This window comes from Mycobacterium nebraskense (genome assembly GCF_002102255.1).
Classification (GTDB): domain Bacteria; phylum Actinomycetota; class Actinomycetes; order Mycobacteriales; family Mycobacteriaceae; genus Mycobacterium; species Mycobacterium nebraskense.
On the sequence record NZ_LQPH01000010.1, the window covers coordinates 1 to 13,403 of the forward strand.

At 67.3% G+C, this 13,403-nt stretch carries 6 protein-coding genes; 5 read left to right on the forward strand and 1 reads right to left on the reverse strand.

The window, feature by feature from the left end:
* Positions 1-166: 166 nt before the first annotated feature.
* The 5 genes from AWC17_RS01100 to AWC17_RS01120 all read left to right on the forward strand — a co-directional run bounded on the left by AWC17_RS01100 (position 167) and on the right by AWC17_RS01120 (position 11,618).
* Positions 167-2,530: an APC family permease gene (locus AWC17_RS01100; protein ID WP_046186702.1), complete on the forward strand. Its 2,364-nt coding sequence runs from the start codon at positions 167-169 to the stop codon at positions 2,528-2,530.
* A gap of 279 nt (positions 2,531-2,809) precedes the next feature.
* Positions 2,810-9,145, forward strand: coding sequence for a sulfolipid-1 biosynthesis phthioceranic/hydroxyphthioceranic acid synthase (pks2, locus tag AWC17_RS01105; RefSeq protein ID WP_047322244.1), 6,336 nt, complete (start codon positions 2,810-2,812; stop codon positions 9,143-9,145).
* Positions 9,146-9,344: 199 nt separating this feature from the next.
* Complete coding sequence (gene cysC, locus AWC17_RS01110; RefSeq protein WP_046185428.1) at positions 9,345-10,043, forward strand: adenylyl-sulfate kinase; 699 nt, start codon at positions 9,345-9,347, stop codon at positions 10,041-10,043.
* A gap of 1 nt (position 10,044) precedes the next feature.
* Entirely contained in the window at positions 10,045-11,304 is a 1,260-nt protein-coding gene (gene sat, locus AWC17_RS01115) for a sulfate adenylyltransferase (RefSeq protein ID WP_046185427.1), read from the forward strand.
* Entirely contained in the window at positions 11,301-11,618 is a 318-nt protein-coding gene (locus tag AWC17_RS01120) for a DUF6955 family protein (RefSeq protein ID WP_046185426.1), read from the forward strand. The genes sat and AWC17_RS01120 overlap by 4 nt, the downstream gene beginning before the upstream one ends.
* Before the next feature lie 22 nt (positions 11,619-11,640).
* On the opposite strand, the gene fadD21 is transcribed toward AWC17_RS01120, so the two are convergent.
* Complete coding sequence (gene fadD21, locus AWC17_RS01125; RefSeq protein ID WP_046185425.1) at positions 11,641-13,395, reverse strand: fatty-acid--AMP ligase FAAL21/FadD21; 1,755 nt, start codon at positions 13,393-13,395, stop codon at positions 11,641-11,643.
* Positions 13,396-13,403: the final 8 nt, after the last annotated feature.

Below are 13,403 nucleotides of genomic sequence, written 5' to 3' on the forward strand. Positions count from 1 at the left end.
CTGACCTACCTCGGCGGCGTCACCCTGGCCGCCATCATCACCTACCACCGCGTCCACAATTAACAGACACGGCCTAGCCGCACCTATCGGCCACCGTGGCGGCGGCGAGCGTGCACAATGCATCGGAGGTGTTTCGCCCGCTCAACCTCGGGTAAGGACGGTGGTCGTGACGACTTCGGCCGGCAAGCTGCGCATCCCCCTTTCGGTCGGGGACATCGTCAAGCGTGTGTTCCTGGGAAAGCCCCTGATCACTGAGGACATCGCCTCCGAAAAGTTGTCGAATCCGGTTGCCCTGGGCGCGCTTTCGCCGGATGCGGTGTCCTCGGTCGCCTATGGTCCGGAGCAGATCCTGATCGAATTGCTGCCGCATGCCGGGCTGGCCGCCTTCCTGCTGTTGCTTCCCATCACCGGTGTCATCCTGCTGATCCTGGTGCTGGTGGCCGCCTCGTACCGGCAGGTGGTCATGGCCTACACCCGGGCGGGCGGCTCGTACATCGTCGCGCGCGACAACTTCGGCCCCCGGGTGGCGCAAATCGCCGCCGCGGCGCTGCTGATCGACTACGTCGTCACCGTTGCGGTGCAATCGGCGGCCGGCACGGTTGCGGTGGTGTCGGCCATCCCAGCGCTCGGCCCGTACAGTCTCGAACTCACGGTTGTTGTGGTGCTTGCCATCTGCTACGCGAACCTTCGTGGCTTGAAGGAAGCGGGCCTGCCGTTCGCGGTGGCGACCTATTCCTTCGTCGTCATGGTCGGCCTGACCATCGTGGTCGGGGTGATTCGCGCGGCCATCGGGAATCTGCCGATTTACGATCCCGCGCACATGGCCGGAACCGTGCCGGTTCACCAGGGCAACGGGTTGGTGCTCGGCGCCACGATTCTGGTGTTGCTGCGTGCGTTCGCCAACGGAGGCTCGTCGCTGACGGGGGTGGAGGCCATCTCAAATACGGTCGACTACTTCCGAAAGCCTCAGGGCCGCAACGCACGCCGCGTGCTCACCGCCATGGCCACGATCCTCGGCCTGCTGCTGGCCGGCGTCGCCTATCTGGCCCACGTCACCCACGCCACGCCCTATCTCACCGAATACCCGTCGGTCTTGTCGCAGATCGGCCGGGCCGTCTTCGGCAACGGCGTGATCGGCGACGTTTTCTACGTTCTGGTCCAGGCCGCGACCGCGGCCATCTTGTTCACCGGTGCGAACACCAGTTTCAATGGATTCCCGGCGCTGGCCAGCTTCGTCGCCGAGGACCGCTTCCTGCCGCGCCAGCTCACCAAACGCGGCCACCGGCTGGTCTTCTCGAACGGGATCATCACCCTGGCGGCGTTGTCGGTGCTGTTGCTGGTGGTGACCGGCGGCTCGGTCAACGCGCTGGTTCCGTTCTACGCGATCGGCGTGTTCACGGGGTTCTCGATGGCCGGCTACGGGATGACCAAGCATCACCTGACGCACCGCGAACCGGGATGGCGACGCCGCCTGGCGATCAACCTGTCCGCGGCGATCCTGTCGACAATCGTGGTGGGCATCTTCGCGGTGGCCAAATTCACCGAGGGCGCGTGGCTGGTAGTCATCGTCTTCCCCTCGCTGGTGTTCATTCTGATGCGGCTCAACCGCGAATACCGCGCCGAGGCAGCCATTCTCGAGATGTTCCGTACGGACCGTCCGGAGCTGGTGAAGTATGCGCGGCACCGCGCGTTCGTGTTCGTCGACTCGGTCGACCTGGCGGTGATCGAAGCGTTGCGCTACGGCAAGGGATTGCGGGCCGACGAGCTGACCGCCGTGCACTTCATGGTGGACCCGGCCCACGCGGCGCAACTGCGAAAGCGCTGGGATCACTTCGGTCTCGACACCCCGCTGCGGGTCGTCGACTGCCCGGACCGGCGGATCATCCGGGCCGCGCAGCTGCTTGTCGCCAAGGCGCGCGACGAACAACCGCACACCAACGTGACGGTGCTGCTGCCGCGCCGGACGTTCGGGCGGCTGCTGGGCCGGCTGCTGCACGACCGCACCGCGGACAAGATCTCCAGCGCGGTGAGCCTGATCCCCGACGCGGCGGCGACGATCGTGCCCTACGACGTGGAATCGCGCATCAACGAGGCCTACCCCGACACCTTCGAGCAGCGGATCGCGCAGGAGATCGACAAGCTCGAAGCGTGGGTGTCCAGGGGGGAGGACGAGAAGGTGGACGCCTACGAGCACCCCGAGCGGCCGGCATCGGTGATCCTGGTGGCCGGCCTCATCTCGGGACAACGCGCCACCGTCGAAGGACGGGTCAACCAGGTCGAGGACGTCACCGACCGCGGGCGGACCTTTCGGCAGGTCGTCGTGGGGGACAACAGCGGGGAGATGACGGTCACCTTCCGTCCCGGCCATGGCGGCGCCGACATCCAGCCCGGCCAGCTATTGCGGATCACCGGAAAGGCCCGCCAGACCGGCAACCGGCCCATATCGATGGTCGATCCGATGTATCACGTGATCGAGGACCCCGCGAAGGTCGTCGACTCCGGCGAATCCGAGGAAGCCAGCAAAACGTGACGCCGCGCCGAACGATGGATTATCCCGCGCGGGCGAGTGTTCTGACGGCGCGACCGTACCGCGGAGCAAATCCGGTGAATCGCGAATTTCTCTGGTAGTCATAGGCTTTCGTCATCTCCGGGCGGGCGCGCAGTCCGAATGAAATCGACGGGCCGGACGTCAGACGGAGCCGAAAACGGCTTCGGAGGTGATGAGTGGAGCGCTGACGTAGTTGATGTCGGTAAGCTGACAGCCGCACGACTGCGCAACGCCGTTGGGGGAGAACAGGGGACCTGCACTTTGCGTGCCGCAACCACCGCACCTGTTGCTGTTATCGGTCTGGCCTGCCGACTTCCCGGCGGCATCGATTCTCCGCAACAGCTGTGGGACGCGTTGTTGCGCGGCGACGATTTCGTGGGCGAGATTCCCGCCGACCGGTGGGACGCGGATTTGTACTACGACCCCGAACCCGGCGTGCCCGGCCGCTCGGTAACCCGGTGGGGCGCCTTCTTGGACGACGTCGGTGGCTTCGACTGCGATTTCTTCGGCATGACCGAGCGCGAAGCCACCGCGATCGACCCGCAACACCGCTTGCTGCTGGAAACGTCCTGGGACGCCATCGAGCACGCGGGCCTCGACCCCGCGCGTCTGTCCCACTCGCAGACCGGCGTCTTCGTCGGACTGACCCACGGCGACTACGAACTGTTGTCCGCCGACTGCGGTGCCGCCGAGGGGCCGTACGGATTCACCGGCACCAGCAACAGCTTCGCGTCCGGGCGGGTCGCCTACACGCTGGGTCTGCACGGCCCGGCGGTCACCGTGGACACCGCGTGCTCGTCGGGCTTGATGGCCGTCCACCAGGCCTGCGGCAGCCTGGACAGCGGTGAAAGCGACTTCGCCCTGGCCGGCGGCGTCGTCGTGACACTCGAACCGCGGAAGTCCGTGTCGGGGTCGCTGCAAGGCATGTTGTCGCCGACCGGCCGCTGCCACGCCTTCGACGCGAAGGCCGACGGCTTCGTGTCCGGTGAGGGCTGCGCCATGCTGCTGCTCAAGCGGCTCGACGACGCGCAACGCGACGGGGATCGCATCCTGGCCGTTCTGCGCGGCACCGCAGCCAACCAGGACGGCCGCACCGTGAACATCGCGGCGCCGTCGGAAACCGCCCAGGTGGCGGTCTACCGAAAGGCCCTAGACGTCGCCGGCGTCGACGCCACCACGGTCGGCTTCGTCGAGGCGCACGGGACCGGCACCCCCGTCGGGGACCCGATCGAATACTCGAGCCTGGCCGCCGTGTACGGCACCGAGGGGCCCTGCGCGCTCGGCTCGGTGAAAACGAACTTCGGCCACATGCAGTCGACGTCCGGACCGTTGGGGTTGATGAAGGCGATCCTCGCTCTGCAGCACGGCATGGTGCCGCAGAACCTGCACTTCACCCGCTTGCCCGACGAGATGGCCCAAATCAAAACCGAACTGTTCGTGCCGCAGGCCAACGCACCCTGGCCCACCGACGGCCGGCACCCGCGGCGCGCCGCGGTGTCGTCGTACGGGATGTCGGGCACCAACGTGCACGCCGTGCTGGAGCAGGCCCCCGTGGAGGCGCACGGGGAGCCGACGGCCGCGCCGGAGGGCGACGGGGCGTTGCTGTTTCCGGTGTCGGCCACGTCCGCGGAGCAACTGCGCGTCACGGCCGCCCGCCTCGCGGCTTGGGTCGACGAGCACGCCGGCGGTGCCGGCACCGCGGGCCTGCGGGATCTCGGCTACACCCTGGCGCGCCGACGCGCGCACCGGCCGGTGCGCGCGGTGGTCCCGGCGAGCGACTTCGGCGAGCTGAGCGCGGCCCTGCGCGACGTCGCCGAAAGCGACATCCCGTACGAGCCCGCCGTCGGGCAGGACGACCTCGGGCCGGTGTGGGTGTTCTCCGGGCAGGGATCGCAGTGGCCGAAGATGGGCGCCGAACTCCTGGCGAACGAGCCGGTGTTCGCCGCCACGATCGCCGCGGTGGAGCCGCTGATCGCCGAGGAATCGGGGTTCTCCGTCACCGAAGCCCTGTCGGCGCCGGAGGTGGTGACCGGTATCGACCGGGTGCAGCCGACGATCTTCGCGATGCAGGTCGCGCTGGCCGAGACGATGAAGTCCTACGGCGTGCGTCCCGGCGCCGTCATCGGGCATTCGCTCGGTGAATCCGCGGCGGCGGTCGTCGCGGGCGGACTGTCGCTGCAAGACGGGGTGCGCGTCATTTGCCGCCGCTCGAGGCTGATGGCGCGGATCGCCGGTAGCGGCGCCATGGCATCGGTGGAACTGCCCGGCCAACAGGTGTTGTCGGAACTGTCCATTCGCGGAATCTCCGACGTCGTCCTCTCCGTGGTCGCCTCACCGACGTCGACGGTCGTCGGCGGCGACACGCAGTCGATCCGCGACCTGGTCGCGGCCTGGCAGGAGCAGGACGTGATGGCGCGCGAGGTGGCGGTGGACGTGGCCTCGCATTCGCCGCAGGTGGAGCCGATCCTCGACGAACTGGTGGAAGCCCTTGCCGGCCTCGAGCCGAGGGAGCCGGAGGTTCCCTACTACTCGGCGACGCTGTGGAACCCCCGCGAGCGGCCGTCGTTCACCGGCGACTACTGGGCCGAAAACCTGCGCTACACAGTGCGATTCGCGGCGGCCGTACAGGCCGCCCTCAAGGACGGCTTCCGTGTGTTCGGGGAGCTGGCGCCGCATCCGCTGCTCACCCACGCGGTCGAGCAGAACGCCGGCAGCCTGGACATGCCCATCGCGGCGCTGGCGGCCATGCGCCGGGAGCAAGACCTGCCCGTCGGCCTGCGTGGCTTCGTCGCCGACGTGCACAGCGCCGGTGGCGCGGTCGATTTTTCGGTGCAGTATCCGACCGGGCGCCTGGTGGACGCCCCGCTCCCGACGTGGACCCACCGCAGGCTGATGCTCAGCCGCGACTCGGTGGAGCAGGCGCACGGCGCCGCGGTCCAGGCCGTCCATCCGCTGCTCGGTGCGCACGTGCACCTGCACGAGGAACCCGAGCGCCACGTCTGGCAGGGCGACGTCGGCACCGAGGCGCACCCATGGCTCGGCGACCACCAAATCCATCACGTCGCCGCGCTTCCCGGCGCCGCCTACTGCGAGATGGCGCTCGCCGCCGCGCGCGCCGCCCTCGGCGAACGGTCCGAGGTGTCAGACATCACGTTCGAGCAGACGCTGTTGCTGGACGACCAGACGCGGGCATCGTCGGCGGCGACGGTTGCCGCGCCCGGCGTTCTCGAGTTCACGGTGGACACCCACGATGAGGGCGAACGCGTTCGCCGGGCGGGCGCGGTCCTGCATGCCCTCAAAGGAGCGGACGAGTCCAAGCTGCGGCAGCCGCCCGCTCACGACATCGCTACGCTGATCGCCCATCACCCGTCCAGCGTGGACGGTGCCGAATTGCGAAAGGCCTTCGACGCGATCGGGATTCAGTACGGTCCGGCCTTCTCGGGTCTGGCCGCGGCGTTGGTCGCCGACGGGGACGTCGGCACGGTGCTCGCGGAGGTGGCGCTCCCCGGGGCGATCCGCTCCCAGCAGTCGGGCTACATCATCCACCCCGCTCTGCTGGACGCCTGCTTCCAGTCTGTCGTGGTCCATCCCGAGGTGCAGAAGGCGAGCGCCGGCGGCCTGCTGTTGCCGGTCGGCGTGCGCAGGTTGCGCAGCTATTCCTCGACGCGCAACGCGCAGTACTGCCTCGCCCGGGTGACGTCGTCTCGTCCCGGTGAGTGCGAAGCGGACCTCGACGTGCTGGACCAGTCCGGAACCGTGCTGCTGACCGTCGAGGGACTGCGGCTGGCCGGGGGCGTCTCCGAGCAGGAGCGGGCGCGCCGACTGCTCAACGAGCGGTTGTTGACCATCGAATGGGAACCGCGGCAACTGCCGGATCCGTCCCGGGGCGAGCCGGGATCGTGGCTGTTGCTCAGCGCATGCGAGCCGACGGATCCGCTGACAGCGCAACTGAGCGAGGCATTGAATTCCGATGGCGCGCAATGCACCACGGTGTCCTTGCCGCTGGGGTCGGTGGAAACCGCACCGCTGCGCGCGCTGCTGTCCGGCAATGGTCTGGCCGCCTCGAATGGGCACGGGCCGCTCAAGGGCCTGACCGGTGTCGTCGTGGTGACCGCGCAACGGACCGGCGGCACCGACGAAACGCGGCGCGGCCGCGACTACGTGTCCCACCTGGTCGCCATCGCCCGCGAGCTCTCCGAGCTGCCCGGGGTGTCGCCCCGGCTTTTCGTGGTGACCAGGAACGCGGCGAACGTGGCCGCCGGTGATGTGGCCAACCTCGAACAGACCGGGCTGCGTGGACTGATGCGGGTGATCGATTCCGAGCACCCGCACCTGAGCGCCACCCAAATCGACGTCGACGGGGCGACCGAATCCAAACACGTTGCGCTGCAGTGTAAGAGCGGCTCGGAAGAAGACGAGACCGCGTGGCGCCAAGGGCAGTGGTACACCGCGCGGCTGCGGCCGGGTCCGCTGCGTCCGGCCGAACGGCGGACCACGGTCGTCGATCACGAGCGGGACGGTATGCGCCTGCAGATCCGCACCCCGGGCGACCTCGAATCGCTGGAGTTCACCGCATTCGACCGCGTCCCGCCGGGACCGGGGGAGATCGAGGTAGCGGTCACCGCGTCCACCATCAACTTCGCCGATGTCCTGGTCGCCTTCGGTCGCTATCCGACCTTCGAGGGCTACCAACAACAGTTGGGTGGCGACTTCGCCGGTGTGGTGACCGCCGTCGGGCCCGATATCACCGAGCACAGGGTGGGCGACCGCGTCGGCGGCATGTCCCGCAACGGATGCTGGGGAACCTTCGTCATCGCCGACGCGCAGCACGCGGTCACCCTCCCGCCCGACATGTCGCTGGGAGACGCCGCCGCGGTGCCCACCGCCTCGGCGACCGCCTGGTACGGCCTGCATGACCTGGCCCGCATCGCGCCGACCGACAAGGTGCTCATCCACTCCGGCACCGGTGGCGTCGGACAGGCGGCCATCGCGATCGCCCGGGCCGCGGGCTGCGAGATCTTCGCCACCGCGGGCAGCCCGCAGCGTCGGCAATTGCTGCGGGACATGGGGATTGACCACGTCTACGACTCGCGCAGCACGACGTTCGCCGACGAGATCCGCCGTGACACCGACGGATACGGCGTCGACGTGGTGCTCAACTCGCTGCCCGGGGCCGCGCAGCGCGCGGGAATCGACTTGCTGGCCTTCGGCGGGCGATTCATCGAGTTGGGCAAGCGCGACATCTACCGCGACGCCCACCTCGGGCTGTTTCCGTTCCGCCGCAATCTGTCCCTGTTCGCCGTCGACGTGGCGCTGCTCACGTTCAGCCACCCCGAGACGGTTCGTCGCTTGTTGACCACCGTGTACCAACGCACGGCCGACGGCGAGCTGCCATTACCGCGGACCACGCACTACCCGATCCACGACGCGGCTGCCGCGGTCCGTCTGGTGGGTGCGGCCGGGCACACCGGCAAGGTGGTGCTCGACGTGCCGCGGGCGGGACGCAGCGTGGCCGCGGTCCCCCCGGAAAACGTGCGGCCGTTCCGCGCCGACGGCGCCTACATCGTCACCGGTGGTACCGGCGGCCTGGGGCTGTTCTTGGCAGGTGAGATGGCCGCTCGAGGCGCCGGGCGGATCGTGCTCAACTCCCGTTCGGCGCCCAACGAGCAAGCGCGCCAAGCCATTGAGCGTCTGCGCGCCGGCGGGGCCGACATCGCGGTGGAGTGTGGCGACATCGCCGACCCGGGCACGGCCGAACGCCTGGTGGCGTGCGCGACCGCGACGGGATTGCCGGTACGCGGGGTGCTGCACGCGGCGGCGGTCGTCGAGGATGCCACGTTGACCAACGTCACCGACGAACTGATCGACCGGTGCTGGGCGCCAAAGGTTTACGGAGCCTGGAATCTGCATCAAGCCTTGCAAGAAGGAAAAGCCGGGCAGCCGCTGGACTGGTTCTGCTCGTTCTCGTCGGCCGCCGCCCTGGTCGGCTCCCCGGGGCAGGGCGCATACGCGGCGGCGAACAGTTGGTTGGACGCGTTCGCGTACTGGCGGCGCACCCAGGGGCTACCGGGTAGCGCGATCGCCTGGGGCGCATGGTCCGAGGTCGGCCGCGCCACGGGCCTGGCCGAAGACGCCGGCATCGCGATCGAGCCGGCGGAGGGTTACCACGCGTTCGAATCCCTGCTGCGCTACGACCGCCCCTACTGCGGCTACGCGCCGATCATGGGCACGCCGTGGCTGGCCTCCTTCGTGCAACGCAGCCGGTTCGCTGAAGCGTTCCGGTCGATGGGCCACGGCAGGCCGGACGCGGGCAAATTCCTGGCCGAACTGAAGGCACTGCCCCGCGAGGAATGGCCCACCGCCATCCGCCGGCTGGTGTCCGGCCAGATCAGCCTGTTGCTCAGGCGCACAATCGATCCCGATCGTCCGTTGTCCGACTATGGACTGGACTCACTCGGCAATCTTGAGCTGCGAACCCGCATCGAAACCGAAACGGGTGTGCGCATCAGCCCCACCAAGATCACCACGGTTCGTGATTTGGCGGAGCATCTGTGCGACGAGTTGGCCGCCGCCGAAACCGCACGGTCGGCGTCCTGACCGCAGCCGCTTGAACCTGCGGGGCTGGGCGCAGGCACGTCGATACCGCCCTAAACTGACCATCTTAACTTGTAGACTTGCTGAAGTCCGAATTGCTGATGGGCGGCGGGGGCTTGAGGTGCGCGAAAGATGCCAAGTGGCCGTTACGGTCTCGGTGGTCGGTGCCGATGGCGCGTGAGATTGCGGCGAGGAGCTGAGGATGTCCGACAACATCACGTGGCACGAGCACCAGGTTTCTCGCGAGGCACGCGAACGGCTCAACGGTCACCGGGGTTGCGTCATCTGGTTCACCGGGCTGAGCGCCAGCGGTAAAAGCACGATCGCGAACATGGTCGAACAGAAGCTGTACGGGCGCGGCGTACGGAGTTATCTGCTGGACGGGGACAACGTCCGCCATGGGTTGAACGCCGGGCCCAACGTCTTGGAAGAGCGCCACGGAGCCGAGTTTGCGAAACGGTTCGGTCTGGGATTTTCCGCCGAGGACCGTGAGGAGAACATCCGGCGCCTCGGGGCGGTCGCCAAGTTGTTCTGCGATGCCGGGGTCATCACCTTGACGGCCTTCATCAGCCCCTACCGGCACGATCGCGACGCGGTTCGCGCCACTCTCGCGGAGGGCGATTTCCTGGAGATCTTCATCGATACGCCGATAGAGATTTGTGAGCAGCGTGATCCAAAGGGGCTGTACAAGAAGGCCCGGGCCGGTGAGATCAGGGGATTCACCGGAATCGACGACCCTTACGAAGCGCCGCTGAGGCCGGAGTTGCGGCTCGAGGGCGGCACGAAGGATGCGGACACGCTGGCCGAGGAAGTGGTCTCTCACCTGGAGCGGGCGGGCGTCATTCCCGCCCGCACACCCGCCGCCCAAGGGTTTGACACGCACCGCGAAGCGAGGGCATGAGATGAACTATCACGGTCATAACGGGAAACCGATCGTGGAAAGGGTGTCGACCCACGGCGCGGCTGCGCAGATCAAAGGCCTGCCGCTCGTGCCCATTTCGAAGGCGACCGCGCACGAGGTCATCAGCCTGTCCTACGGTTTCTTCACCCCGCTGACCGGGTTCATGGGCCGGCAAGAGGTCGACGGAACCCTGGACAAATTGCGGCTCCCGGACGGAACGCTGTGGAGCATCCCGATCGTGTTCGACGTCTCCGAGGAGGACATCGAGCGGCTCGACATACGAACGGGCAGCAGCGTGGTCCTGGAATATCTCGGGGCCCCGATGGCCATCTTCGAGGTCGCCGAGATCTATGAGTACGACCTGGAGCGGATGGCCGAAAAGACCTACGGCACCTTGGACCCGCGGCACCCGGGCGTCAAAAAGACGCTGGGATATGCGAATCGGTTCATCGGCGGTGACATCACGCTCATCAACGAGCCGGTGTTCAACGAGCCGTTCAATAGTTTCTGGCTCACGCCCAAGCAGCACCTGGACGCCGTAGCGGAGAAAGACTGGACGCACGTCGTCGCCCATCAGACCCGTAACGTCCCGCACACCGGCCACGAGGCGCTGATGAAGCAGGCGTGGCTGGCCGCGAACGAGGACATGCCCGTCGACGACCTGAACACCGGCGTGCTCGTCAACGCCATCATCGGGCAGAAGCGGGTGGGGGACTACATCGACGAGGCGATCCTGCTGGCGCAGGACGAGCTGAGGAAGAGCGGGTACTTCCGCGAGGACGTCCACAAGGTGACCTTCACGCTGTGGGACATGCGGTATGCGGGACCGCGCGAGGCGATCTTCCATGCGATTTTGCGGACCAACCTCGGCTGCACGCACCACATGTTCGGGCGCGACCACGCCGGCGTCGGCGACTTCTACCGCCCCTACGACTCGCAGAACCTGCTGCAGCAACACCGGTCGGAACTGGGCATCAAACCGGTGTTCCTGCGGGAGAACTGGTACTGCCCGGAATGCCGGGAGGTGACCAACTCGGCGCTCTGCGGTCACGACTCACAGGCGCAAAGCTTCAGCGGCAGCCTGATCCGAAGCATCCTGACCGACGAGGTGAAGCCGACCCAGCAGGTCATGCGGCACGAGGTGTTCGAGGTCGTGCTGGAGTCCGCCGCGAAGTACGGCCAGGGCTCACCGTTCGTCACCGAGGAGTACCTGGCGGACAGGCCGCCGGTCTTTTCGTTGAACCAATTGGAGGACGCGTGAGCGGCACCGAGAACCAGATCAAGGTCAACGTCTGGATCAACGAGGAACGGCTGGAGGCGCTGGCGAACGCCGGAATGGCCGACTCGGCGAAGGATGCCTTCGCTGGTATGAAGCTCCTGGAAATCTACACCACCGAAGAGCAAAAAGACGTTGTGCTGCAACGCTTCCCGGGGGCCAAATATGACTCCGCCACCACCAAGTCCATCGAGTTGCTCCCGAAGAAGGCCAAGGACAGGCTGTTGGAGCTGTCCATCGCGCTGCACTCCACTGGTCCTGACGTGGTGGACCGCTTCCTTGCCGAATCGCAACCCTAGCCAGAATTAACGGCGCGGCCGCTCAGGCGTCCAACCGGGTGAACTGCTGCCGGCGGTACTGCTCGACACAGGCGGCCCGCCGGATCTTGCCGCTCGTCGTGGTGGGTATCGACCCCGGTGACACCAGCACGAGATCGGCGACATTCAGGCCGTGCGAGTTCGAAATCGCCGCGGTGACGTCGTTTTTGACGACGTCGAGCCGGCGCAGCGCCTCCTCATCCGAGTCGCCGCGTTTCTTCAATTCGATGATGGCCACCAGCTTTTCGGTCTCGTCCACCGCGACGGAAATCGCCGCGACCCGGCCCCCGGTGATCCCGCGGACCGTCGACTCGATGTCCTCGGGATAGTGGTTGCGCCCGTAGACGATCAGCAGATCCTTCATTCGGCCGACGATGAACATCTCGCCCTCGGACACGAAGCCGAGATCGCCGGTGCGCAGCCATGGGCCCTCGGGCGTGCCCGGCGACGGGTCGGCCAGCTTTCCGGCGAAGGCGTCCCGCGTTTCGTCCGGCTTGCGCCAGTAGCCCTCGGCGACGTTATCGCCGTGCACCCAGATTTCCCCGACCGTTCCGGCGGGACATTCGACGCTCGTGTCGGGGTCCACGATCCGCACCGTCGGCGACTTCGGCATGCCGTAGCTGAGCAGCGGTGCGCCGGTCCCAGCTGAGCAACGTTCCGCGCTGCCCTCCGACAGCTTCTCGGGGTCGAAGTGAACGACTGCTGGTGCGGCTCTCACACTGCGGGTGGCGACATAGACGGTCGCCTCCGCCAGACCGTAGGACGGGCGCATCATGTGATCGCGAAAGTTATACGGGGCGAATCGATTGCAGAACCGGTCCAGGGTGGCGGGGTGGATGCGTTCGGCACCGCTGACGATGCCCAGCACGTTGCCGAGATCGAGTCCGGCCATGTCGGCGTCGGTTGTCTTCCGGAGGGCCAGCTCCAAGGCGAAGTTCGGTCCCGCCGAGAAGGCGGGGCTGGGTATGGCCAGCGATTGGATCCACCTGGCCGGACGCTGCAGGAAAGCGATTGGACTGGTGATCTCGCAGCGGTAACCGCTCAGGATCGGTGCGATGACACCCTGCATCAAGCCCATGTCGTGGTAGAAGGGCAACCACGACACGATGGTGGTGTCGGGTGGCGCCATGCCATTCAAGTCCGGGAACAAGTCGAACATCAGCTGCTGGAAGTTCACCTGAAGATTCTGGTGCGAGATCATCACCCCGGCCGGAAGCCGGGTCGAGCCCGACGTGTACTGCAGGTACGCCGTTTCGGGAGCGCCGCTGATCCGGATGCTCGGCGCGCTGGCGTCGTCCAAATGCGGTGCGTCGACCTCGACGATGGCCGGGGCGGGGGCCGAGTCCGGCTGGTGAAGGTATTCCTGGTGAAGGTATTCGGTGACGGTTCCGGCGGCCGCGGACGTGGTGAGGACGACGGTGGGCGTGGTGTCGGCCAGGACGGCGCTCACCCGTTCGTCGTGCGAGCCGGCCGCCGGGACGGACAGCGGCACCGCGATCAGCCCGGCCTGCATCGCCCCCAGGAACGCCACGATGTAGGGCAGGCCCTGGGGAGCGAGGATCACGGCCCGGTCCCCGACGGCGCCGTGCCGCTTGAGCTCGTGTGCGACGTTCAGGGTCCGCCGGTACAGCTGCGCCCACGTCAACGCCTCGGTGACGCCCGCCCAATCCTGCTCGTAGTCGGTATACCGGAACGCGACATCGTCGGGCTGCAGACCCGCGCGTTCACGCAGCAGGGAGACCACGGACGCGCTGGGCATGGACGTTA

Bases quoted from the DNA above. Each gene is read 5' to 3' on its own strand.
- cysC (WP_046185428.1), top strand. From the start codon at position 9,345: ATGTCCGACAACATCACGTGGCACGAGCACCAGGTTTCTCGCGAGGCA.
- sat (WP_046185427.1), top strand. From the start codon at position 10,045: ATGAACTATCACGGTCATAACGGGAAACCGATCGTGGAAAGGGTGTCG.
- fadD21 (WP_046185425.1), bottom strand. From the start codon at position 13,395: ATGCCCAGCGCGTCCGTGGTCTCCCTGCTGCGTGAACGCGCGGGTCTG.